Below are 25,293 nucleotides of genomic sequence, written 5' to 3' on the forward strand. Positions count from 1 at the left end.
TTACATATTTAGGGAAAAATAAATACACCTCATGGCTGGCGTAAACAGAAGACGAAATCTGTAAGACTAGCTGACGTGCATCTATGTGTCTCTTGAAGGGCAGGAACAAAACCGGCTTTCATGAAACGGGTTACATTCAATTGTGTGGTAAGGGGAAATCCGTTGACAATTTGATTTTAGTCAACAATGTAAGCGTTGTCAATAGCGTGTTGAAAAGTTATTTATTTTATTGTCCCGCCCTGCGTAGCGGCGCTGTAGACTCCCTAATAATGAGCTCTGGCCTGACCTTCGTGTTCTTGCTTACCTTCGTTTTTGTAATCATTTGATGCAGCAGCTCCGCCGCATTTCTCCCCACGTCATAACATTTCAAAGAAACCGTCGTGAGCTCCGGAATGCTGTCGGAAGCATAGGGAATATCGTCAAATCCGACAAGAGACAAGTCATGCGGCACGGAAACTCCTGCTTTGTGAGCCGATTTCATTACGCCGATAGCGACCAGATCATTGGCGCAAAAGATAGCCGTCGGGCGCTCCGATTCCGCGAGCAGCTCGTTCATGAACGTCTTGCCGCTGTCTACGGAAAATCCGCCATGGCGAATCCATTCCTTCCGAACCTGGCAACCGTTCTTCTCCATCGTCCTCACAAAACCTTGAACCCTTTGCAGCGTGTTGGACATATGCTTGTAACCGCCGACGAATGCAATTTCGCGATGCCCCAAATCGATGAGATGCTGCGTGGCTAGCTCTGCTCCTTCTCGTTCGTCAACATAGACGCGGGTAAGTCCCTCTCCCGGAAGATTGCCGTTAATGAGCAGCAACGGTACGCGCTTGCCCGCCTCAACTACCTCGTTTACCAGCCCTTTATCCGGCTTCATGAGATTGATCCGGCCGCCAATCATCACAATCCCGTCTACCTGCTTTTCCATCAAAATGCTTAAATATTGCGATTCACGAACATACTGCTCTGCGGAGTCACGATTGGTCGATACGGTATCGCATAGAAAGAAAGTATACCCTTTGCTGCGTGCCTCCTGATCCAGGCCTGCCAATACCTCTGGAAAAAAAGGATTCGTAATATCAGGTAAAATAACGCCAATCATTCCGGTTTCCTTCTTAAACAAGCTTCTAGCCAAGGCGTTCGGCTGAAATTGGTGCTTCGTAATCAGCTCCATAACCCGATCTCTTGTCGATTTCTTTACCGGGGCGGTGTTGTTGAGTACGCGTGATACCGTAGCCACTGAAACATTCGCTTCCCTAGCAATATCATATACAGTAACCGGCTTAATAGCTGCTCACTCCTCGGTCTATAGTTTCATTCTCCGTAAGAATAACAGAAGCTATGAAAAATAGAAACGAGTATATCCCATTATTTTGAAACAAAGCCGAAAGAAGTGGAGGGGCTATCCCCTCCTTCTTTCGGCTTTAAAAACATTATTCATCCACGTCTACATAAGGTTGGCCATCCTTAAAGCGAACAAGCCCGATGCAGGTTTCGCGGAGCACGCTGGTTTCCGGCTCGGCGAGCCGGTGGTAGACCAAGTACCATCCCTGTTCATATTCCGTAAGAGAGGCGTGACCTGTACCTACGGCACTGGCAGATTCTAGCGTCATCCGGTTATTGTCCGGCACTTCATATGGACCCATAATATGGTCGCTGAAAGCATAGGCAATCTGGTATCTTGGATCACGCGTATCATAATTGCTCCAGGTAAGCCAATAACGGCCATCGCGCTTTTGCATATGCGGCCCTTCATTGTAGATCGCATTATTTTCTACAGCTCCATCACTTCCTTTGGAAGCATGAATTTGCTTGGATAAATCGATAGGCTCAGCCTTAAACGTCATCATATCGTCTTCCATCGGAACGATCCAGCACTTCCCCTGCCCCCACAGCAGATAAGGCTGCCCATCGTCGTCAACGAATAAATCGGCATCGATCGACTGGCAAGCGTACTGGTCGCGCGTAATGAGCGGGCGGTCCAGCATATCCTTGAACGGTCCGAGCGGAGAATCGGAGACGGCTACGCCGATCTGTGCTTCCGCAGAAAAGTACATATAATACTTCTCCTTGTATTTTGCAATGCCGGGAGCCCAGGCCTGCTTGCTCGCCCAGCTCACATCGTTCAAATCCAAGGCGAGATAAGGCCCGTCCCAGTTGATAAGATCCTTGCTGTGGAACACATGAAATTTCTCGTACATCCAACCCTCACTGTCCTTGGTCGGATACAAATAATAATCGTCCCCGTCGCGCAGAATAAAGGGATCTGCCCAGAATCCGGGCAATATCGGATTGTTGATTTGCATGCTGATTCTCCTTTTTTTGAATGCTTATTCCTTAACGGAGCCAAGCGTAATGCCGTGTACGAAATAGCGTTGCAGGAATGGATAGATGATCAGGATCGGCAGCATCGTTACGACGATTTTGGCTGCGTTGAAGGTCCGCTGGGAGAAATTAATCAAATCCTCCGGCCTCGTCGAAGACGAGATCGACGGGGCCACCACCAGCTGCTGAATATACGTTTGCAGCGGAATATTATGCTGCTTGTTCATCAGAATCAAGCCGTCAAAAAAGGCGTTCCAGTGGCTAACGATGCTGAACAGCGTAACCGTTGCAATAGCTGGCATCGCCAGCGGAACCGCGATCGTAATAAGCGTCCGCCACGGCCCCGCCCCGTCCATTTTCGCCGACTCGTTAATTTCCTTCGGCAAGCTGCGGAAGAAATTCATCAGCAAAATCACGTTAAAGATCGGAACGGCCGTCGGGAGCACAAGCGCCCAGATCGTATCGGTTAAATGAAGGCTCTTCACGACCATATACCATGGAATCAACCCGCCGGTGAACATCATCGTGAATACGATGACCCACATATAAATGTCTCTGCTCCGGAACTCAAGCCGTTCCTTGGCAAGCGGATAAGCCATCAGAATCGTTAGCACGAAATTGATTGCCCCGCCAAGCAGCACCCGCTTAACCGACACGCCGAAGGCATCGAAGAAGCGGCTGTCCTTAAACATATATTCATAGGAGTAAAAGGTAAAGTCAACAGGGAACAAGGTAACTGCACCGGAGGCTGCCGCCGACTTTCCGCTGAAAGACAAAGATATGACATAGATCAGCGGCAGCAAGCAAAGCAGCGTAACGAGCAGCATAATGAGCGTCAAAATAATATCAGTCGTCCTGATTCCGCGTTTACCTGTAAGCGGCATGGGACACTTCCCTTCTAGTTACAATAATGCGATCTCTCGGTGCTGTCGTTCTAGAAAATGCGATAGCCTGCAAACTTAGCAGCTAGCCTGTAGGATAGGAAGATCAGAATGAACCCGACAACCGACTTCAAGGCTCCCACTGCTGTCGCTAAGCCATATTGATATTGTACAAGTCCAATGCGGTATACATAGGTGTCGATAATGTCTCCCGACTCATAGACCAAGGGATTGTATAGGTTATAAATCTGGTCAAAGCCTGCGTTTAGAATATTGCCGATATTAAGCGTCGACACGAGAATGATCGTTGGCAAAATACCCGGAAGCGTGACGCTCCATATTTTGCGAATCCGGCCAGCGCCGTCAATGGAGGCTGCTTCATAGAGCGAAGGATTAATCGCCGTTAGCGCCGCTAAGAAAATGATCGTATTAAAGCCAAACTCTTTCCATACATCGCTCAATATAACGACAGCCGGAAACCAATTATTGCTTCCGAGGAAAAAGATCGGTTCGCCAGTGATCGCCGTTACCACTTGATTGACGATGCCGTTCTGGGAGAGCATATCGTTCAAAATGCCTGCGAGAATAACCCACGAGAGAAAATGCGGCAAATAAATAATCGTCTGCATCCATTTTTTCAATCGGCTAAAGATGATTTCATGCAGCAGCAGTGCGGTTGTTACCGGGATAAGCACATTCATGAGCATTTTCATCAAAGAGATAAAGATCGTGTTGAAAAAAATGATTTTGCTGTCATCGAGCTCGAACATATACTTAAAATTTTCTAAGCCTACCCATTTGGAGCCGAATATCCCTTTGACGGGAATATAGTCTTGGAACGCAATCGCCATTCCGAATAGTGGAACTATTCCGAAAATAATAAGGAGGATCATGCCCGGCGCCAGCATCAGATGATAATGAAACGTATTTTTGGAATCTCGCAAAGCTCCCACTCCGTCCTTAAGCAAACTCTAATTTTACCGAAACTGAACGAGCCTGTCCGGTTCTCGCCCAGTTCCGGTGCTATGCCTCTTTTACTTCGCTGCTTCAGCGATTTCTTCCGTAATCTTGTCTCCGCCCTGCGACTTCCATTTATCTACGAACGTATCAAACGATTCCAGCGGCTCATTGCCCATAATAATTTTCAAGAACGTTTCATCCTCCAGCTTGCGAAGGTTCGCCCATTTGGTACGCATCGTGTCCGTTTGATCGTAATAAATGCCGACCTTGCGGTTGATTTTGTCATCCTGGCCGAGCGGCAGAGCGCCAGTCAGAAACGCGTGTCTTTGCGACCAAGCGGCCAAATCCTTTTTCGGGTTTTCTTTATCCTTCAAGTAGGAATTGTAAATTTGCTTGGTCTCGCCTTGCAAAGTATCTGCATTTGCTTTGCCGTCAATGACGTCTTGGACGAGCTTAGCTTTCTTCTCTTTATCGTCGTAGTTGCTTACAAGCAGGGAGAAAGGCATGTTCATCCAGTTGAAATCATCCTTCTCCACGATGCCCTCGCCTTGCAGCTGATCGGCATCGAATTGCATGTTCAACGTTTTCAATACCGCTTCGGGGTGCTTGAAGCCTTTCTTCACAACCAAATATCTTGTCGTAGGAGAACCCATATGCGTGTTCATTTTCCCCTCTGTGCCGAGCGGCGACAGGTAAGATACCCATTCCGCTTTGGAATCCTGCGCAACGGAATCCGCCAGCATGCCAAACGGCAGCCACCATGGTCCGAAGAAAATGCCCGCTTTGCCGCTAACGACCAGCTCATTCACCTGCTCGCCCTTCTTCACGGCAAACTCCTTATCAATCACGCCTTCTTGCACCCAGCCTCTGATTTTGGCCAAAGCGTCCTTCACCTCGGGCTGAATCGAGCCGTAAACCGCATTGCCGCTCGCATCCTCGGTCCAAAGCTGCGGATACGCATTATAAGCGCTGAAGATGGAATCGAAGCCAAATACGCTCGTTCCGATGTTGACGATCACCTGATTGCCCAAGAGACCTACGGAACCTTTTTTGTCCATAAACACTTTCGTTACATTAATAATGTCATCCATCGTTTGCGGTACTTCCAGTTGAAGCTCGTCCAGCCAGTCTTGACGAATCCACAGCAGATTTTGCGCATCCGCGCCTGGGCTGACGTTAGGGAAAGCCATAAGCTTGCCGTCGAATGTCGCTGATGCAAGGCTGTAGCCGTCCGTAGAATCATAAGCCGCTTTGAGCGCCGGCGATACGAAGCTGTCATACGTTGCCGTCAGGTCTTCAACCAGATCTGCATTCACCAGTTGAACAAGCTGCTGCTTGTCTACGGTCATGACATCCGGGATGTCGCCGGTCGACAGCGTAAGTCCGACCTTCTGCATGTAAGCGTCGCCGGAGGTTGTCGCCTGCCATTCATTCGTATATTTCACGTTCAGCTTCTCTGCAAAATAGCGAGTCAGCTCATTGTCTTCAATTGTCGAGCCGCTTGGCAGCTTCGGATCAACCGCCGCTTCCTTCCCGATGCTTATCGTCACCGTTTCCGTCATCGGCGCATAGGGATCGGCCGGTTCAGTCGTGCCTCCCGTAGAACTATTCCCGCCCGTATTCGTACTGCCGCTATTCGCGTTTCCGTTATTTCCTGAGCATGCAGTCAGTACCATCAGTGCGCAAACAATCAGTATGCCTAATGTTTTTTTCATTTCTGCTTATCCCCCTGCATATCGTTTAATGTTTACATCCCCAGTATAAGGCTGTTCGACGGATGTAAGGGTCAGAACGATGTTCACAAGTAGGTGTGATTTCGTATCCGCTTTCATCATGCTGATTTGCAGCCAGCAACAATAATCCACGTTCCGGCTGACAAACTTCTTACCTCACATTTTCTCTTCGACCCTCGCCTATACCGTTCCTCGATTTCGAAAGTCTGAGGGCAGCACACCGATTTCCTGCAAAAAAAGCTTACTGAAATACTTCTCGTCCTTGAAGCCGACAAGCTGCGCGATTTGATAAATGGGCGTATTCGTGTGCACCAGCAGCTGCTGCGCCTTGGACATCCGAATTTCGGTAGCGTAATCATTGAACGACTTTCCGGTTACGTTTTTGAAGCATTGGCTGAAATACGTCCGGCTCATGTTCGCAATGCCCGCGATCTCATTTTGGCTAAAATCCATCTCTTCCCGCTCATGCATATATCGGATCGCTTTATAAATGACCCGTAGAATATCGTCGCTATATTTGGTCTTGCATACGATGCTGCGAAGCTTATTCCGCTCCTCCTCCAGCACGGCTCTCCATTCCTCCCACATGCGAAGCGGCTCCAAGCGAAATATAAGCTGCATCGACCATTCGAGCATCAGCAGCCAGCGGCCGTTCTCAAGAAAGGCAGGGAATAACAAGCTCTTCAGCTCGCTCATCGGCAATCTCATCGCTGCCGTATCCTGCATTAAGGACTCATAAGCCCCATTGCTATAGATCCATTCCGGCGTGTTCCACCGAGAGCCAAGCTTCTCCTTCTCCGGCTCCAGCAGTTCCTTCTCCTCGTCCGCCTTCCACTCCCAGAAGGTAACCATTTTCGTATAATCGTATAATAAGCCTGTAGCGAGATAGCTATGCAGCTTGTCCACCGTATCGCCGAGCGGCATATGGCCCAAGCCGTGTACCAGTACGGGCAGGCAGTTGGCTAGCTTAATATCGTTAATCAATGATTGTTCCGCTGCTTCCCCGAGACCATCCAGCGAGATAAACCAGCAATGCCTCTCCAAATAGTGAATCGCATGTCCCGCAGAAAGCTTCTCAACCAATCGGCTCGCCTTCTCATCGTCTCCCAGCTTGAGAACAACCATGACCCTATCGAATACCTTCGCTTCCGGCGAGGTCCGTATTTTCACCTTATCCTCATAGCTGTGCGCAATGCGTTCCAGCACATCGTCCATGACGTCGGTTTCCAGATCGTTTTTGACGATATAATCGATGGCGCCCATTCGAATCGCTTTCTGTGCAAAGGAAAATTCCTCATGGCAAGACAAAACGACGATCGATTTGGACGGATAGTTTGCGTTGATTTGCTCCATCAGCTCAAAGCCCGACATCTCCGGCATCATCAAATCGGTAAAAACGAGATCAACCTCAAGCGTCTCCAGCAGCTCCAGCGCTTTTCTTCCGTTGCCGGCTTCGCCGACGACCTCCATGTTATATTTTGCCCAGGGCATGATTGAAATCAATCCGCGCCTGACTAGCTTCTCGTCGTCTACAATGATGACCTTCATTGCTCGGCCGCCTCCTTATGAATGGGCATATGAATCGATACGATAGTGCCTTCCCCTATTTTGCTGTCTATTTTCAGCTCGCTGGCGCCGCCCGTAAAGCTGCTCAGCGTGCGCACCACATAATTAAGCCCGATACCCAGGCCCGAAATATTATTTTTTCGCGTATCCGACTCCAATAATTCCTTGATTTTCTCAGGACTGATCCCGTTGCCGTTATCTTTGACCCTAAGAACCAGCATGCCGCCCTGCTCCTGTGCGGTAACTTCTATAATCCCCTTCTCGTCCATCATGCCGTGGTAAAGCGCATTTTCGACGATCGGCTGCAAAATAAAGCGCGGCAGCGGCGTTTCCAGAAACGGCTCCGGAATGAAGTAGCGCACATCAAACTCGAAGTCGTATCTAATTTTTTGCAGCTCGATGTAATCATTTAAGGAGTCCATCTCATCCTTCAGCGTCACGATGGTGCCATCCTTCGCCAAATTGTACTTCAGCACCTTCGTGAACAACGACAAAAAACGATCGATTTCGTGCTGGCCCTTCAACCGTGCCAGCCACTGGGCCGTATTGAGCGTATTGTACAGAAAGTGCGGATTGATTTGGGCCATCAGCTTCTCCATCTCGATTTCCTGCTTCTCGCTCGCTTCCTTCGCCACTTCTTTGATCAAATCCTGAATTTTGAACTGCATGTCGTTAAAGTTTTGAATGAGAAAATCAAATTCCCGCAGCCCTGTCATTTGAAAATAATCGTTAGGCTCCTGGCTGATAAAAGCGGATATCCCCTTGCGAATGCGGTGTAGCGGCGCAATCACGACCTTCCATGTCCGAAAGGCGGACCAGATGCTGATCAGCAGCCCCAGCACAACGATGAAGGAATAATTGACGAACCAATCACGGATCTCCTTCTGATATTCGCCTTTCTCGATAAATACGCCAAGCCGCCACCCCTGACTGCCCGTCACCTCGTGAAAATAATATCGCTCCATCACTTCTGCATCATAGGAGCTGCCGATTGGGGTCAGCTCTGGCTTGTCGCTAAAGAGTACGGTTCCTTCGTTATTCATAAGCAAATGGGATACATTCATCCCGTACTGCTCCTTGTTCAAGATGTTTTGGATAACCTTCACGTTGGTTTCCGCATACACGAGCAGCGGGTTATCGGGATCCGTGATGCCGCCAACGCTTCGCACGATGGAAAATACGGAAATGTCATTGTATTTATAAAGAGTTAAGTGCGGACCATTGAAGATATGGTCGGATTTAACGGAGAGCTTCGGCAATTCGTCGAAATTGGGGTGCAGATCTCTGGTGATGTAATTGTTGTACTGGATTTCTCCCGTAGTCGTATCGTAATAAAAGACTAATCCGATCGTCGGATTCGAAGCGTTCAAAATTCCCATATTGCGTTGAATGGCTGTTATCAGCTGCGATTTCTCATAATTGTCCTCGCTCGTTTGCAGCGCCTCTACATCCTGCCCTACAAAGCCGTGGTAAGACATTTGCTGCGAGACGTCATAGAGGCTGCCTAACGTTTCCTCCAAAGAGCCGCTTACCCGCTGCAAATTTTGCTCGATGCCCTTTTCAATTTTGTTATACAAAATATTGTAGATTGAGTACACTGTCAATAGCCCAACCAACACAAGCGGTATGACGGAGCTGATCAGCAGCGTCCAGTACAGCTGGCCGCGCAGCGTATCCCAGCCGAATAGCCGCTTCACATAAGAGCCTTCTTTCTCATCCATGACTTTCACCTGCTCGAGATTTATTTTGAACAACCACACTATATCATAATTTGTCTAACCGAGTATTTTCTTGTCATGCTGCGGCAATGGTTCTTCCTATTGAACAGGTCAAAAAAGCCCTGCCTATGAAACAAGACAAAAAAAGCCCTGCCATCCGGCAAGGCCTTTCCTTGTTTGCGGAGATTATCCTGCTTATCCCCGGTTTACCGCCGACGCTTGTCCAAGCTCGTATCTTCGCTTCAGCCATACGCTGATTCCTGCCGCCACCATGATCATTCCGGTAGCGACAAAGATCCAATGAATGCCGACAGCCAGCCCCAGCAAGCCGCCGATGAGCGGCCCGAGCATCGCCCCGAACTGATTCGCGCTCGTGGTTAAGCCAAACGATCTGCCTCGGAACTGTTCATCCGTGCTTTGCACGACAAGCGTATTGACGATTGGCGCGATCCCCGCCATAAACAATCCGAATATGAACTGCACGATGGCGAACAGCCATAAGCTTTGGACGAAAAACTGCGTGCTGACGACGAGGCCCGCGCATAACAAGCAGACCACGAGTATGCGGTAATACCCTCTCCGCTCGCCGAGCCTGCCCCAGACTGGGGAAGCGAGTATCCCCGCGATTCCGATAAGAGAAAGCACAAAGCCGGCGGACAGCACGGCCCCTTGCAAGCCGCCTTGCAGCTTGGCGATATGCAGCGTAAGCAGCGGCTGTATCATGTTCACCGACAGCTGGAAGATCGCGAGCAATGCCAGCATGCTCATCAGCGCGCGATTGCGGAAAGCCATTCGGTACGTGACCGGCTGCACGCGTTTCTTCCCTGCGGCGGCTGCTTCTGCCGGCTCCGCTTTGCCTTCCTTTACCCACACGACAACCGCTATGGTGGCTGCAAGAATGATAAATCCCGCCACAACAAATGATCTGCGGAGACCGAATGCCTCCGCGAGCAGCCCGCCGAACAGCGGACCAAGAATGCCGCCGGTCATCGTGCCGGCCTGCATCATGCCGAGGCTCCAGCCCAGCTTCTCCTTAGGAGCTACGGAGGCTACGATCGACATCGATGCGGGAACGAAGCCGCCAACGAAGCCGTGCAGCATGCGAACGCCGACAAGCTGCCACGGCGTCTGGACGAAAGCGATCAAGGCGTAAATAATGGCTAGGCTGAGCCCCGCCCGGATGACCATTTTCCGCTTCCCGTATTTGTCCGCAAGCAGCCCCCATAAGGGGGCCATGACGGCGCCTACAAGAAATGCGGAGGAATGGACGATGCCAGCCCATAAATTGACCGAGCTCTCCGGCACTCCGAGATCAAACAGAAAGAGCGGCAGAAATGGCACCGACATCGTATAGCTTGAGCTGCAAAAAAGAACTCCGAACCATAGGATCCACATGGTACGTTTCCACGGTTCCACGGATGGCCACCTCCCCTGTGCGACGTAAACTATTTTTCCGGCCTATTTTCACTATTACCCACTATACGCCTCCTTTACCATTTGTTCAAAAACCGCCCCTTAGCGATAAAACAAGGAAACCTCCTGTTGGCTGCGCCTAATGAAGCGTAACGGCGTTTTTTGAGCCTAGAATCGCTCTCTTCCGGAATCCACGCCGAACCCTATCGAAACACCTGGTATTGCTTCCGGTATTCGCCCGGCGTGAGTGCCGTTTGGCGCTTAAATAACCGGGTAAAATAATTGTTATCCGCAAGTCCGCACAAGCCCCCGATTTCCTTAAGCGGCAGCTCCGTATGGGCAAGCAGCCGCTTCGCGCGCTCCACTTGCAAGTGATGCCGGTACTGCATCGGGCTCATCCCCGTATATTGCTTTAAGCAGCGGGCCAGATAGTCAAAATGATAATGCAGCTCGCGCTCCATTTGTCCAGAATCGAACGGATGCTCCAGTTCGGCTGCTAAATAAGCCGCGACCTTCTCGCTCAAAATATACGAACGCGCTTGCGGACTGTTCTGACGCATCCCGTTCTGCAGCTGCACAAAAAATTGCCCCAGCAAAACATGCAGCTCGAAGGAACGCTGCTTTGTCAGTACCTGATGCAGCTCAAGCATGAGATCCAGCATGGGAAGGAGATTCCGCAGATCCACCTCGGCAAATTTGGGAATATCGACCGTGGCAGGATGAGGCTCAATATCCTGATCTGTACGCTGCAGCAGCGGCTGCTGCCAATTGTTTTTTTCGATAAGAACAGGTTGGTTAGATAACGGGTATTGAAAGTGGATCCAATACACCTCGGTTTCCAAATCCGTTGGCCGATAGCCGCGATGAGTCTTCCCCGGCTCCAGTACCAGCATCATCCCCTGATGAATATCGTAGACGATACCGTCCTCCTCCATATAGAGCGCTCCTTTGGTGCACACAACCAAATCGAACACCTCAAATTGACGCTCTGCATGGAGCACGCCAGGCTGCCACAGCGAATAGCCGATAGCCGCCAGCAGCGGAAATGGCGGGACCTGTAATTCAAGCACTTGCATCGCCTATCTCTCCTTTCTTTAAAAGCAGAAATCGTACTATGTAAAGTCGAAATTGTCGGATGTATCATGAACTCTCTTCTATTACAGTGGTAGATATAATCTTATATTACCATGTAATCATGAGGAGGAAGCAAGCATGAGATTCCGTCAGGTTCATCTCGATTTCCATACATCCGAAGCCATTAAAGGCATCGGCAGCCAATTTTCCAAACAGCAATTTCAGGACATGCTGAAGCTTGGCCACGTCGACTCTATTACCGTTTTCTCCAAATGCCATCATGGCTGGGCTTATCATCCATCGACGGCGAATGAAATGCATCCGCATCTCTCGTTTGATCTGCTGGGAGCCCAAATTGAAGCCGCACACGAGATTGGGGTAAACACGCCTGTTTACTTATCCGCCGGGCTTGATGAGAAGCTAGCGCGCACACACCCCGAGTGGCTAATCCGTGATCAAAACGAAAAAACCAATTGGTCGCCCAACTTTATGACGCCTGGTTATCACCAATTTTGCATGAATACACCCTATGTTGATGTCCTCGCCGCGCAAGTGAAAGAAGTGGTGACGAACTATGATGCAGACGGCATTTTCCTTGATATCGTTGACGTTCGCGAGTGTTACTGCCAATATTGCGTGGCCGAAATTCGCAGACGCGGCTCCGATCCGCGCCAATTAAGCGACATGAAGCAAATGTGGGAAGAGACGTATTTCAACTATACGAAAAAAATGAATGATGCCGTCCACGATATCAAGCCTGGCCTTCCTGTCTACCATAACAGCAGCCACGTTGCTCGGGGACGTCGTGATCTCGCCCATGTGAATACGCATTTGGAGCTTGAATCCCTTCCTACGGGCGGCTGGGGCTATGACCACTTCCCGCTCTCTGCGCGCTACGCTCAAACGCTGGGCATGGATTATCTCGGCATGACAGGAAAATTCCATCTTTCATGGGGCGAGTTCGGCGGGTTTAAGCATCCTAACGCCTTGCGGTACGAGGCCGCTTTAAGCCTAGCTAACGGGGCACGCTGCTCCATCGGTGACCAGTTGCACCCGGTAGGCTTTATGGATCCTGCGACCTATGCCTTAATCGGCGAAGCCTATAAGGAAGTGGAAGCCAAGGAAGCGTGGTGCCGCGAGGTAACCGCTATTTCGGATATCGCTTTATTGTCCGTCGAGGCAGCTTCTAACGAAGAAGGCGGCACCGCGATTGACGAGAACAGCAAGCATTCCGATACCGGCGCCGTACGAATATTACTGGAAGGAAATTTTCTGTTTGATGTGGTCGATACGCAGGCTGATTTAAGCCCATACAAAGTCGTTATTTTGCCGGACGCCATCCTAATCACGGAGCAAATCCAAGCAAAGCTTACTGCTTTTGTCGCTAAAGGCGGCAAGCTGCTCGCTACAGGGCAATCAAGCCTCTCTACTGACGGTGCTGGCTTTGCATTCGACTTTGGCGTCCAATGGAAGGGCGTTTCTCCTTTTAAACCGTCCTATTTTAAACCAAACTTTGAGCTGCCTGCTCTTCGCAATGCTTCGTTCGTTATGTATACCGAAGGACAGGACGTCGAGCTATCGGCGGGCGGCACCGTTCTTGGAAGCAAGGAGAACAGCTACTTCAACCGCGATCTGTTCACCTTCTGCTCGCATCAGCATACCCCATCCGATTTAGAAAATTCGGGACCTGGCATGACGGAAGGGCCAGCTGGCATTTACGTTGCTTGGAATGTATTCGAGGATTACGCGCTCAAGGGCAGCCTGCCTGTCAAAGAATTCATTTTGTACGCGCTGGATCGCTTGTTGACGGACAAAACGCTCCGTACAAATTTGCCTGCTCAGGGAGTTACCACCCTGCAAGCACAAAACGGCTCTAACCGTTGGATTAACCACCTGCTCTATGCCTCACCTGTTCGCAGAGGGCAAAACGTCGAAATCATAGAAGATATTCCCGTGCTTCACGATACAGAGGTAGCCATCACTGCTGCCGAGCCGGTACGCGAGGTATATCTGGCTCCCGAGAACACGCCGCTTCCGTTCCGCCAAGAGAACGGCATCGTCAGCTACACCATACCGCAGTGGTCCTGCCACCAGATGGTCGTTCTTCAATTCTAAGATTTGGCCCCTGCTGCCGATGATGGTTATCGGTTGCGGGGGTTTTTATTATTTTTCTTATTGGCGTAAAACTAGCTGGAACTTCTCATGCTAAACCGCTAAACTAGCCATATTCGCTCGGACCGAGAACTAGCTGGAATTTCTCCCGTTAAACTAGCCATATTCGCTCGTGTCGGGAACTCGATGGAATTTCTCCCGCTAAACCAGCTGTAGTCGCTCATCCCGGGAACTAACTGGATTTTCTCCTGCTAAACTAGCCATATTCGCTCGTCCCAGGAAATAGCTGGATTTTCTCCCGTTAAACCAGCCATATTCGCTCGTGACGGGAACTAGCTGGAATTTCTCCTGTTAATTTTAGAGATAATCCCGAAATCCTGCTTTTCCCCCGTATTAGAAGGAGAAATTCCCACTAAAAGCCTCGGAAGGGTAAAATCCCTTATTTTAACGGGAGAAATTCCAGCTAAACTTAGAAGTAGCAGTCGCGCGCGCGCCCCCATGCCCGCCCTGGCAAGTTCAGTTTACTCATAGCAAAATATACTATAACGAACAAGCCAAATCGTCGAAGACTTGATATGACAAACTACAAATGAGCCAGCAGCAGCACATAAGGAGTGATTAATGGTGAATAGCAGAATGATCAGACAGGAACGACCGGGTGATTATAAATAACCGAAAAGTCGTGGAACTTGCGTTTGCCGATATGGCGTTCAGCGACCAAACCAAACATCAGTTGGTAGCTCCACTTCGAAACGCCGCATCTATCATTGTCATGGGCCACCCACAATACTATTCCAAATTCGGCTTCCAGCCGTCATCGTTATGGGGCATTAAAGCGCCTTTCGAAGTAGAAGATGAGGTTTTTATGGCGCTTGAGCTGCAAGAACAAGCCCTTGAGGAAGTTTCGGGGGTAGTGGAGTATTCGAGCGTTTTCTTTAAGTAAATCTTCACCCAAGCAAGGAGGTTACCACAGCATAGCATTGATAGCCTCCTTGTTATTCACTTTCATTTTGATTGCACAAACCGATATAGCTCAGCCGAAAAATAACCAATTAGAAAGGTAAAAATTACGATAAGATGGATATAGTAAACCTCTTTTGGAGCTAATCCAAATGATATAAATAAATCAGATAGATAAAATGAGCTAATCAACATCATCATAATAAAAACCAATATTGGAAATGCGAGTAGCATGCGGTGTTTCAATCGTTTCTTATTAGGTTTCATTTCTCCTCCCTCCTGCCCAGGGTTATTCCCAATCGTTAGGCTCATAAATGAAATGTGCCTGCTGCATCTAAAGCTACGAACCATGCAGCACAAATAACAGTTTCCATTTCAACGAAAGTACTTCCTCTCCACTATAAGTAAAAATTAACATATTTACCTTTTGTTCAGCAGGGATGATATTTCATCATTTCAACATTGGCTTATTTTGCGGTTTTTACAGTTAACTTTTGACCACTACTTACCCAGTCATAGATTGACGTCCACACAGGATATCGTATAAAAATTAACTACTCAGCAGCTTCAACACGCGCAAACCAGTACCCTTGCTTCGTTCATCCTTTTGCGCAGTATTGCGTACAATTACACGTGTGCTTACAACGTCCGGTTGAAGCTGAAACACCGCAATGATTGGCCGATATGCCCCTAGACACCATTCATCGAACAAATTTACCGCATGAAAGGTTAACCCGTCTAAGGAATATTCGAATATCCCTGTGTCTGGGCCGCATAAGAGCAGCAGCCCCGAACTTCTTCCTGAGGCAATGAACGAAAATTGTGAATCCGGCTTGTCCGTAGACAGATGCTCTAGGCCATACCTCCAGTTGATCAGCGGTTCCGGCTTAACCTCTGTTATTTTGAAATCATTCTGCTGCTCCACATGATTTATATCCAACATCGCTCCAAACTCGTAATTTCCTTCCATTAATGGCGTTGGTAGCATCATTGTAGAGAGGGAGCTCGAAACCGGCAGTGCAAGCACCTCCTCCAAAAAAGCCTGCACATACACCGCATACTGTGCATAACCCGCATCATTCGGATGGACTAAATCAGGAGCCAGCTCCTCCCAGCGAATTTCCCCCTTCTGGATCAACGCACGAATGCCTGCCGCCAGGTTAATCGAAGGAAGCTCGTAATGAGAGGCGACCTCCTCATGAACCGCTATGTTAAATGGACTATCGACTGATAAGTTTTTGTCCGCCGCCGTATAGACCAAACAGATATCAGCATGCGGGGATAAACGTCTGCATTGCCTGACAATCCCCTCCACCCCTCTAATTGACTCCTCGCGGTCTTCCCCGTCATTGACGCTGAATTCCACAAACAACAAATCAATTTCACCATTCGCCATAACATGCTGCGCCATACGATGTGCACCAAAGGTCGAGGTCGTGCCTCCAACCCCCGCGTTTATGCAAATAACCATTCCTTGCGGGTAACGTTTCTTCAAGTAATTTCCGGTCAACGCCCGCCAGCTTGTCTCATCCGGCTCAGACGCTCCATAGCCCTCGGTAATCGAACCGCCTATAAAAGCAACCACAAAAGGGTCAACTCCGGCAAGCTTACGAGCTACATTCGGCAGCCCTCGCCGTATCTGAAAATAACCTTTGCCTTGTTCTTTATCTTGAATCATATCGCAGCTCCTTCTAACTCAAAGTAATCGGCATATTCTCTTTACTTTGAACACATTGGCTTCCTTTTCTATTTTTAGTACTGTTCTTGGTATTACTCAAATTACTATTATTATTATTGCCCTCCTAATTCTGACCCTACGTGATAGCTCTATCCTGCACATTTACACTAACTTCGCACATATTCGTCCTTTTAACACATCTATGTTGTATCATTGCATTAACTTCGCTCAATCGTGGCTATTTCGGGGTAAAAGAAAGCATCTATATTGTATAAAGTACAAGATACACACTCGATAACACCCGATTTACGCCTCTACGTTGCAAAAATACAAGATAGCTGCTTCGTGGGGCTATGGGCTAGAGCTTTTTGTTGCGGTTATTGCTACTTTTAAAACTCTTATTAGTGCTCTTGTACTGTTCTTGTACTGCTCATATCACTATTACTATTACTATTACTATTACTATTACTATTACTATTACTATTACTATTACTATTACTATTACTATTACTATTACTATTACTATTACTATTACTATTACTATTACTATTACTATTACTATTACTATTACTATTACTATTACTATTACTATTACTATTACTATTACTATTACTATTACTATTACTATTACTATTACTATTACTATTACTATTACTATTACTATTACTATTACTATTACTATTACTATTACTATTACTATTACTATTACTATTACTATTACTATTACTATTACTATTACTATTACTATTACTATTACTATTACTATTACTATTACTATTACTATTACTATTACTATTACTATTACTATTACTATTACTATTACTATTACTATTACTATTACTATTACTATTACTATTACTATTACTATTACTATTACTATTACTATTACTATTACTATTACTATTACTATTACTATTACTATTACTATTACTATTACTATTACTATTACTATTACTATTACTATTACTATTACTATTACTATTACTATTACTATTACTATTACTATTACTATTACTATTACTATTACTCTTATTATTGCCCTCCCTAATTCTAGCCCCTACGTGATAGCTCTATCCTGCACATTTACACTAACTTCGCGCTTATTTGTCCTTTAAACACATCTATGTTGTATCATTGCATTAACTTCGCTCAATCGTGGCTATTTCGGGGTAAAAGAAAGCATCTATATTGTATAAAGTACAAGATACATACCAGATAACACCAGATTTACGCCTCTACGTTGCAAAAATACAAGATAGCTACTTGGTGGGACTACGGGTTAGAACTTTTACTAAATCCATTTACTTCCCCTACCCGCCTGGACGATTTACTGAAATTTATTTCAAGAACTATTCACCTAGACTGATTACTAAGAGTCCTCATTACAACTACTTACCCGAACGCTTAGCTAAGACTACTCTCTATTACTACTTCCTAGTTACTACTTCCTGTCACTACTCTCTTTTACTACTCTCTTTCACTAATTTCTACTGACACAATTCGACCTTCCAATCACATCGGTAAAAATGGAAGAGAGCCCTCCCTCAGTTGCAGGAAGGCTCCCTTGCTCGTACTACTTCACCGATGCTGCTAAAATATCGCCAAATGCCCAGTGTGTTCCCGGTACATCCTTCCACGGTGACTGCGAGGCATTGCCCAGCTTAGCTCTGCCTAACAGCTTGTTCATAATGCTCGTCGCTTCCGCGCGCGTAAGCTCGCCATTTGGCTTGAAGCTGCCGTCCGCATAACCGCTAATGATACCGGCTGCCTGCACGTTTAAAATATCGGCTTTCGCCCAGTGGTCCGCAACATCCGTAAAGCCTGCTCCGGTTTTGTCTGAGCTGCCAATTAGCGTAGAGACCAGCTTCGCCATTTCACCGCGAGTAATGGACTTCGCTGCACCAAAGCTGCCATTTTCGTAACCCTTCATTAAGCCCATTTGGGTTACTTGGGAAATAGCTTCCTTTGCCCAATTCGATGCGTCAACGTCACCGTATGCGATATCCGCCGAAACAGCCTCGCGAGAGACTAGACGGGACAGAATCGCGGCGATTTCGGCACGGGTTACTTTTTTGTCCGGCTTAAAGGTACCATCCTCATAGCCATTCATATAAGGAGAATCGAAAGACGATTCCGCCAAGCCTGGCACATGAATCAGAGAGAACAAGCTAAACCCGGTAACTGTAAATTGAAGTCCTTTGTCGCCTTTGTCGTTAAACGTGACGACTTCTCCTTTCAACAGCTCCTTCGATCCGTCGCTATGCTCAATGTATACGCCCAGGTTCTTCCACTCCGACTCGGACAGCTTAACGTCCTTCAAAGGAAGAATTACCGTTACCGCCCCATGCTTCACGTTCGTTTCGATACTTACCGGGCGGCCGACCACTTCTGCTCCTTTATTTCCTGCCACGAGCTTAATCACAGCTTCTTTACCTGCCCTAACGGATATTTCCTGCGACTTAGCCGCTTCCTTCACTGGTACAAAACGGAAGTAAAGACTATCCGAAAAACCTTCGAATAACGAGCTCGGCACCAAAACCTTAGCGTAATCCGTCGCGATGCCCAAGCCTAGTTTAGCTGCGGCCAGCTCTGCATTTGCTTCCTTTGGCAGTGTCACATTCGTTTGCGCAACTTCGTCCTTTGCATCTGTAACGACAATGTTTACGGCTTGAGCTCCCGATGCGCTCAGACCCTCCAGCGCTTTACGGACTTGCTCTGCCGTCATCGCTACCTCGTCGTGCTTCTTGCCGTCCGCTTGCGTGGTGCGCGTAATGACCGCTTTACCTGAGCCCACATCAATGCTGATCGTCTCCTTTGCAGGAGGAGGAGTCGTAACTCCGCCAGGCGTAGAAGGTGAGGTTGGTGTCGGCGTTGGGGTTGCAGATGGTTCCGTCGATGGTGATGTAGACGGCTCCGCTGATGGCGATGCTGTCGGCTCATCCGATGGCGTCGGTGTCGGCGATGGCGTCGGTGTCGGCGATGGCAGCGTTGCAGCGTCCACGGTGAACCGCACGCCATCTACCAGCATATAGTCGCCGGATTTTTTCACAGCCTTCAGCGTATGCTTGCCATTTGCCAAGCCTGAGATGCTGAATACGGCTTGCTGCGTAAGTCGATTGGCATAGTACGCGCTTACCGTATCCTCAAGCACGCCATCGATGTAAACATCGATATCTCCTTGCAAAGCTGATTTTGGAGTAAGCAGCTCTACACCTGTTCCGGTAAACGTAAATTGCACATAATCCCCATTTGCTTGCGTGCCATGCAAGTCATTTTGGAAATCGCCTTTATAGGCAATAGCCAGGCTGACTGCACCATCCGGTTGAGCAGCAAGGTATTCCTTCTTAATCGTAATGGCATTGCCCGCAATCGTATAATCGGTGCCCGCTGTCAGAGCAGTGCCGCCGTTCTTAATGCTCAGAAGATTGCTGCCATCAATGCTTAATGACGTCGTAATATCGGATTGTGCCGTTTTATCGAAGTCGGCTGCGTCAGGACTAATCATATCGGCTATTTTCACCTTCAATTGGTCAATCAGCATGTAATAGCCCGACTTTTTCACAGCTTTGATCGTATGTGTTCCATCGTTCAGCCCGTCGATGCTGTATACCGTTTGCAGCACCTGCCTATTCGCACTGTAAGTGCTCACCGTTTGCTTGTAGACGTTGTCCACATAAATATCGATATCGCCCTGTGCAGATTCCTTCTCTGTGATGAGTTCAATGCCGGTTCCTTTAAACGTGTATTCAAAATAATCGTTGTTATTTTCCGTATAATGAACATCATCCTTGTAATCGCCAAGTCCACGGTTGCGGCCGTGCTGCCATGCACCTTTGTACGAAATTTCGCTATCGTCATTGTTGATCGCAACATAGCGGCCTCTGGACGTATCGCTAACCGCAATCGCCAGTGTTTGGTCAACGCCCGCACTGAAGGTTATGGTAAGATTCGTCATGCCGTTTGGCTTGCTTGCTAAATATTCCTTCTTGATCGTAAGCTGGCTGCCGGATACCAGGTAATCGTCGCCAGCTTGAAGCGCTGTCACCCCATCGGAAATTCCTACCAAGCTGTTTCCGTTAAAGGTCACGCTAGTAGAGATATCTGCCTGTGCCCCTGCTTTTTTGTCAAAGCTAAGCGCCGACGGGATAATCGAGCTGCTCTCGCCCGTAGAATCGCTAACGGTAATCGTTAGTGTCTGCGACTCCCCTTGGTCGAATGCAAAGGTCAGATTCGCGATACCGTTTGGCAATGCTGCCAAATAAGACTTGTGAATCGTTACGACATCATCCGCAACGGAATAATGACTGCCTTGAACTAACGTCGTCGCGCCATTCGTGATGCCGCTAAGCGTATTTCCGTTCAGTGTCAACGTTGTGGCAACATCGGCTTGCTCAGCCGTTTTTTTGTCAAAGCTAGCTGTTTTTGGTGTAATGTCGCTGTTCGTTGCCGATGAATCGCTAATGGCAATTGCAAGCGTCTGCGTTGCTCCGCCGTTAAAAGCGAAGATCAAGCTTGTCGTGCCAAGCGGCTGTGCGGCAAGATATTCCTTCTTAAGCACAACGGTATTTCCCGCTGCCGTATAATCAGTGCCCGCAATCAACGCCGACGCACCATTCGTTATGCCGCTTAGGCCGCTAACGTCGCCCGTAGTTGTTACCGAAAGGTCCGCTTGCTGCTGCTGCGCCTTATCGAAGGCTGCGGTGCTTGCGCCGATTAAATCCGGTACGCTTACCCGCAGTTTGTCCAACAGCATAAAGTAGCCAGATTTTTTGACTGCTTTAAGCGTATGTGCTCCGTTTGAAAGTCCCGTAATGTTATAAACCGGCTGTTGCGCCATTCTGCCCAAATTATAAGTGCTTACCGTTTGCTTGAATTCATTGTCGATGTAAATGTCCATCTCGCCTTGAGACGGATCAAGCTCCGTGATGAACTCAATGCCCGTTCCAGTAAACGTATACTCAAAATAATCGTTGTTGTTGGCTTCCGCATAATGCACGTCGTCCTTGTAGTCGCCTAGGCCACGGTTGTAGCTTCGGTTCCAGCCCCCTGTGTAAGCAATGGAGGAGTCATCGTCATTAATCGAGATGGAGCCGCCGATTGAGGTATCTCTTACGACCAACGATACTTTTTGCTCGGCTCCCGCGTTAAAGGTAAAGGTTAGCTTTGTTGTGCCTGTCTGCAGTGAAGCCAGAAAGGCTTGCTTAAGCGTAAGCTGGCTGCCGGATACGGTATAATCCACCCCTTCCGTCAGTGCATTCCCCTCATGCGCAACACCCGTTAAGGCATTGCCTCTTAATGAAGTTGTCAGCGTAATATCGGCTTGTGCCGACGGCTTTTGGTCAAAGCTGACCGTGGCTGGCGTCACGCCGCTATCGCGGACAGTCGTGTCGCTTACCGTCACCGCCAGGCTCTTCGATGCCCCGCCGCTGAACACAAAGGCCAGGTTTGTCAGCCCTACGGGCCTAGTCGCCAAATATTCCTTTTTTATTGTAACCACATCATCAGCCACCGTATAATCCGTACCCTGAGTCAGCGTTACACCGTTATTCGAAAGGCTGCTTAGCGTATTTCCGTTCAAGGTTACTGTGGTAGAGACGTCGGCTTGCTCCGATGTCTTCTTATTGAAGCTTGCTGTTGCTGGTGAAATCGTGCTGTTTTGCGCTGTGGTATCGCTTACATGAATCACTAAGTTTTGTTTGTCGCCTGCTAGCTCCTGCCCGCCGTTGCGCGTCCATTCGCCGTTGTATTTAAACCCGGTATCATCATCGTTAGCTGTAACCGTTCCATTCTGCGCCACGACCTTGAACAAGCGCGAGGCATGGGATGGCAGGTCAACCGAGCTATAGCCTGTGTTAAAAATACCCAAATCCTCATAGCTCCACAGATCGCGCACTGATGCTGGACCTGTCAAGCCGATATCCGACCAGTTCACATTCACTGTCGCCGCCGAGCTGCCAAGGTTAAACAGCCCCACCGTATAGCTGCCGTCGCCATTATTCGCATACCATACCTGCTGCTCTGTCGCTGTCGAAACCGGATGTCCCGGCCGTCCTGCTTGGTTGACAGCAATAACCTCTTCGTTCGTTAACAGCTCCAGTCCGTATTCATCCAGATTGGTCATATCATTGCCGATGTACAGCTGTGCGGAAGAGATCGCCCAGAATGACATGGCCGAGCGACGCTCGTCCGGCGTAATGCCGTCCATCGCACCATTTCCAATGTTGAGCGAGTCAAAATCATTCCAACCGCCCGGACCCGCATGACGCCAGAATTGCTCCGCTTTCGGGAACAATCTTGCAATGCTTGGCCAAGTCGTTAGGCCGCCGTCGCCGCAATAGCACTCAATATCCCAGTCTACTCGCCAGCCGTTCGCATATTCTTTCCAGTAATCAATGTATTTGATATCAAGCGCCCAAGAAAGCTCAAGCCAGATCTTGTGCGGAGCTAGCGCCTGTGACCACGCTTTCACGTCATCGCGCGCATCTAGGGACAGATCGGAAATGCCTGATCCCGGCGTTACGCTGTCAAATTTCAGAAAGTCGATGCCCCATTCGCCATAAAGGTCTGCAATGGAGTTAATATAGCTTTGGGCACAAGGCTGATTGAAATCGATTTTGTAGCCGAGGCCCCAATAATCCGATTCCTGAATCGGCTGCGCAGCAATGTCCTGCATCGAGCAGCCCGGAGCGCCGTAAATAGGCAAGTCCTGATCATACGCTTGCGGCGATAGGCCAGGAATGCCATATAACCCGATCTTTTGCCCATTGGCATGGACATAATCGATGACCTCTTGGAACCCGTTCGGGTACAAGGTCGTGCTCGGAATCGGTCTGCCGTAGCCGTCCATTCCGCCGTTCCAAGCTGCGTCAATATTAATATACTCGTAGCCGTAAGGCTGAAGCTTCTCATGCATGGCATCCGATTGCGCCTTAATGTTCGCTGCGGTAATCCACTGTCCATTTCCAGTAAACACCTGGAGACTGTAGCTGCTCCAGCCCATGTAAGGCTTTGCGGCCAAGCCGTTGTTAGCCGCCTCCGCTACGTTTGCCTTTGGCAGCACAATGCCCAGTTGGGCCGTCAACAAAACGATGACCAGCAGCCACAATCGTGATTTTTTCATCATTTGCGTCATTATTTATCTCCTTTTTGTTGTAAAATAGGATCAGGTTTTTATCTCGCAATAAATAACCTGATCCTTTGAAATTGTCCTTATTTAAACGATTGGTCGTATGCTTTTTGCAAAATCTCCAAGTAACGGTTGATTTTCAGATCTTGCAAGCCTTTTACGTAAGCGTCCCAATCCTTCTCAAGGCTTTTGTTGCCCGTGATGAATTGAAGCGCGTTTTGCTCGATGTACGATTTGATGTTCGTTTGCAGAATGCTCGCCTCGTCAACCTCAGCGTTATCGATCCAGATCGCCCAAAGCGGGAATAGTTCCTTCGGCTCGTGGCCTTGATACTGAAGCGTCGCTTGGTACAATCTGCGCTCGTAGTTGGCAGAATCATAAATGTCCGTACCTTGAACCCAGCTGTCGCGGTATTCTCTCGGCATGTAGAAGTGAGCCGTTCCGCTCCAGCCTGCATTACGAGGAGCTTCGCCTTCAACCGCAGGAATCGTTGCAACCTTCGGCTCTACGCCTTCTCCAAGCGCAACTTCGCCTTCCTTCGGCTTTCTCCAGTCAATGCCTTCCATACCGGAAGCACTGTTCGTTTGTCCTTCTTCTGTGAACATGTAATCAACCAATTTAATAAGAGCAATTTGTTGTTCTTCCGAAGCCTTGTTCGTGATGACGAATTTTGCGCCAGGAGCAACGCCGCCGCCGTCATGAGTAGCGAACGAGCCATGCGGCCCTGTCAGCGGTGGTACTGGATTGTAATCCGCAGAGTTTTTGTTGCCTACATCGATATTAACGAAAATAGCAGGGTGCATGCCGGCTCCGGCGCCTAGAATTTGAGCGTCGCCGTTTTCGCCGATTTTTTTGAATGCTTCCGCGTTTTGCGCGAATGCGCCTGGATCAATCAAGCCCTCGTCGTACAGGGATTTGATATACGTTAAGCCCTCTTTCCATTCCGGCTTAAGCGCTGCCGACTCAACCTTGCCATTTGTCAGGTTCAGGTAGTTCCGGTCGTCGTCATAGACGAAGCCGTTCATGAGGAATGGAATGACGCGTACGCCAAAATCCTCCGTCGAACCACTGAGCGGCACTTCGTCCGCAATGCCGTTGCCATTTGGATCTTGCGTTTTAAATGCTTTTAGAACCGCTTTGAATTCTTCCGGTGTTTTTGGCATTTCCAGCTGCAGCTTATCCAGCCACTTCGTATTGATCCACATTTTGTTCGGATAGGAACAGTGGAAGCACTGGCTGTAAGCGACAAGACCGTAGATATTGCCATCCGGCGCTGTGTTAAACGCTTTCAAATCAGAATCCTTTTCCATAGCCGCTTTGATGTTAGGAGCATACTTCTCAATAAGATCATTCAGAGGCACCAACACCCCTTGCTTGCCATACTTCACAACGTCAGCTTGCGTAAACTGATCGATATAACCCGGCAGCATGTAGGCATCCGGATAATCGCCGCTTGCGAGTGAAATCTGGCGTTTTTCCTTCGCGCCATCCGGCGGCGTCGATTCAAACTTCAGCTTGATGTTGAATTTTTCTTCAACGAATTTCGTGAATTTATTCGTAGGCAGGTCAATGTTCGACTCCTGTACGGCAAAAATGCTAACCTCTACCGGTGCGGTTGCTCCCGTCTCTTCCGTTTGAGGCTTGTTTGTTGCAGCATTGGAAGGCTTGTTATCTGTCGAGCAAGCACCAAGCACCATGCTGGTCATCATAACGATCGCCAACAAGCTTACTAGTCTCTTTTTCAATTGAA

General features: G+C 48.4%; 14 protein-coding genes and 1 pseudogene. 2 read left to right on the forward strand and 13 right to left on the reverse strand.

The window, feature by feature from the left end:
- Window positions 1-226: 226 nt before the first annotated feature.
- The 9 genes from FJQ58_RS11175 to FJQ58_RS11215 form a co-directional block, all read right to left on the reverse strand.
- Window positions 227-1,285: a LacI family DNA-binding transcriptional regulator gene (locus tag FJQ58_RS11175; RefSeq protein WP_139993323.1), complete on the reverse strand. Its 1,059-nt coding sequence runs from the start codon at window positions 1,283-1,285 to the stop codon at window positions 227-229.
- 145 nt (window positions 1,286-1,430) lie between these two features.
- Window positions 1,431-2,303, reverse strand: coding sequence for a family 43 glycosylhydrolase (locus FJQ58_RS11180; RefSeq protein WP_139993325.1), 873 nt, complete (start codon window positions 2,301-2,303; stop codon window positions 1,431-1,433).
- A 24-nt stretch (window positions 2,304-2,327) separates the two neighbouring features.
- Window positions 2,328-3,206, reverse strand: a complete 879-nt coding sequence (locus tag FJQ58_RS11185) for a carbohydrate ABC transporter permease (RefSeq protein WP_139993327.1) — start codon at window positions 3,204-3,206, stop codon at window positions 2,328-2,330.
- A gap of 50 nt (window positions 3,207-3,256) precedes the next feature.
- Complete coding sequence (locus FJQ58_RS11190; RefSeq protein WP_139993330.1) at window positions 3,257-4,147, reverse strand: ABC transporter permease; 891 nt, start codon at window positions 4,145-4,147, stop codon at window positions 3,257-3,259.
- Between the two features lie 90 nt (window positions 4,148-4,237).
- The gene (locus FJQ58_RS11195) at window positions 4,238-5,878 is read right to left on the reverse strand and encodes an extracellular solute-binding protein (RefSeq protein WP_139993332.1); all 1,641 of its coding nucleotides are present in this window, start codon (window positions 5,876-5,878) and stop codon (window positions 4,238-4,240) included.
- Window positions 5,879-6,076: 198 nt separating this feature from the next.
- The gene (locus tag FJQ58_RS11200) at window positions 6,077-7,444 is read right to left on the reverse strand and encodes a response regulator transcription factor (RefSeq protein WP_139993334.1); all 1,368 of its coding nucleotides are present in this window, start codon (window positions 7,442-7,444) and stop codon (window positions 6,077-6,079) included.
- Window positions 7,441-9,183 (reverse strand): histidine kinase, encoded by a 1,743-nt coding sequence (locus FJQ58_RS11205; RefSeq protein WP_139993336.1) that lies wholly within the window; start codon window positions 9,181-9,183, stop codon window positions 7,441-7,443. The genes FJQ58_RS11200 and FJQ58_RS11205 overlap by 4 nt, the downstream gene beginning before the upstream one ends.
- Before the next feature lie 192 nt (window positions 9,184-9,375).
- Window positions 9,376-10,596 (reverse strand): MFS transporter, encoded by a 1,221-nt coding sequence (locus FJQ58_RS11210; RefSeq protein WP_238403984.1) that lies wholly within the window; start codon window positions 10,594-10,596, stop codon window positions 9,376-9,378.
- Window positions 10,597-10,796: 200 nt separating this feature from the next.
- A complete protein-coding gene (locus tag FJQ58_RS11215; protein WP_139993338.1) occupies window positions 10,797-11,669 on the reverse strand; it encodes an AraC family transcriptional regulator in 873 nt (290 codons plus the stop codon).
- 136 nt (window positions 11,670-11,805) lie between these two features.
- Between FJQ58_RS11215 and FJQ58_RS11220 the strand changes: the two genes are divergently transcribed.
- A complete protein-coding gene (locus FJQ58_RS11220) occupies window positions 11,806-13,782 on the forward strand; it encodes an alpha-amylase family protein (RefSeq protein ID WP_139993340.1) in 1,977 nt (658 codons plus the stop codon).
- Between the two features lie 757 nt (window positions 13,783-14,539).
- A pseudogene (locus FJQ58_RS32910) lies at window positions 14,540-14,722 on the forward strand (GNAT family N-acetyltransferase); the annotation flags it as partial.
- 62 nt (window positions 14,723-14,784) lie between these two features.
- On the opposite strand, the gene FJQ58_RS11230 reads toward FJQ58_RS32910, so the two are convergent.
- The 4 genes from FJQ58_RS11230 to FJQ58_RS11250 all read right to left on the reverse strand — a co-directional run bounded on the left by FJQ58_RS11230 (window position 14,785) and on the right by FJQ58_RS11250 (window position 25,288).
- A complete protein-coding gene (locus tag FJQ58_RS11230) occupies window positions 14,785-15,006 on the reverse strand; it encodes a hypothetical protein (RefSeq protein ID WP_139993342.1) in 222 nt (73 codons plus the stop codon).
- 283 nt (window positions 15,007-15,289) lie between these two features.
- Complete coding sequence (locus FJQ58_RS11235; RefSeq protein ID WP_139993344.1) at window positions 15,290-16,417, reverse strand: SGNH/GDSL hydrolase family protein; 1,128 nt, start codon at window positions 16,415-16,417, stop codon at window positions 15,290-15,292.
- Window positions 16,418-17,990: 1,573 nt separating this feature from the next.
- Window positions 17,991-23,549, reverse strand: a complete 5,559-nt coding sequence (locus FJQ58_RS11245; protein WP_139993346.1) for a X2-like carbohydrate binding domain-containing protein — start codon at window positions 23,547-23,549, stop codon at window positions 17,991-17,993.
- Between the two features lie 77 nt (window positions 23,550-23,626).
- A complete protein-coding gene (locus FJQ58_RS11250) occupies window positions 23,627-25,288 on the reverse strand; it encodes an extracellular solute-binding protein (protein ID WP_420799828.1) in 1,662 nt (553 codons plus the stop codon).
- Window positions 25,289-25,293 lie beyond the last annotated feature (5 nt).

The organism is Paenibacillus paridis (assembly GCF_006345825.1).
Lineage (GTDB): Bacteria > Bacillota > Bacilli > Paenibacillales > Paenibacillaceae > Pristimantibacillus > Pristimantibacillus paridis.

What these genes read in the sequence shown, in the direction of transcription:
- FJQ58_RS11180 (WP_139993325.1), bottom strand. Translation starts at nt 2,303, where the DNA reads ATGCAAATCAACAATCCGATATTGCCCGGATTCTGGGCAGATCCCTTT.
- FJQ58_RS11185 (WP_139993327.1), bottom strand. Translation starts at nt 3,206, where the DNA reads ATGCCGCTTACAGGTAAACGCGGAATCAGGACGACTGATATTATTTTG.
- FJQ58_RS11195 (WP_139993332.1), bottom strand. Translation starts at nt 5,878, where the DNA reads ATGAAAAAAACATTAGGCATACTGATTGTTTGCGCACTGATGGTACTG.
- FJQ58_RS11200 (WP_139993334.1), bottom strand. Translation starts at nt 7,444, where the DNA reads ATGAAGGTCATCATTGTAGACGACGAGAAGCTAGTCAGGCGCGGATTG.
- FJQ58_RS11205 (WP_139993336.1), bottom strand. Translation starts at nt 9,183, where the DNA reads ATGGATGAGAAAGAAGGCTCTTATGTGAAGCGGCTATTCGGCTGGGAT.
- FJQ58_RS11215 (WP_139993338.1), bottom strand. Translation starts at nt 11,669, where the DNA reads ATGCAAGTGCTTGAATTACAGGTCCCGCCATTTCCGCTGCTGGCGGCT.
- FJQ58_RS11220 (WP_139993340.1), top strand. Translation starts at nt 11,806, where the DNA reads ATGAGATTCCGTCAGGTTCATCTCGATTTCCATACATCCGAAGCCATT.
- FJQ58_RS11230 (WP_139993342.1), bottom strand. Translation starts at nt 15,006, where the DNA reads ATGAAACCTAATAAGAAACGATTGAAACACCGCATGCTACTCGCATTT.
- FJQ58_RS11235 (WP_139993344.1), bottom strand. Translation starts at nt 16,417, where the DNA reads ATGATTCAAGATAAAGAACAAGGCAAAGGTTATTTTCAGATACGGCGA.
- FJQ58_RS11245 (WP_139993346.1), bottom strand. Translation starts at nt 23,549, where the DNA reads ATGACGCAAATGATGAAAAAATCACGATTGTGGCTGCTGGTCATCGTT.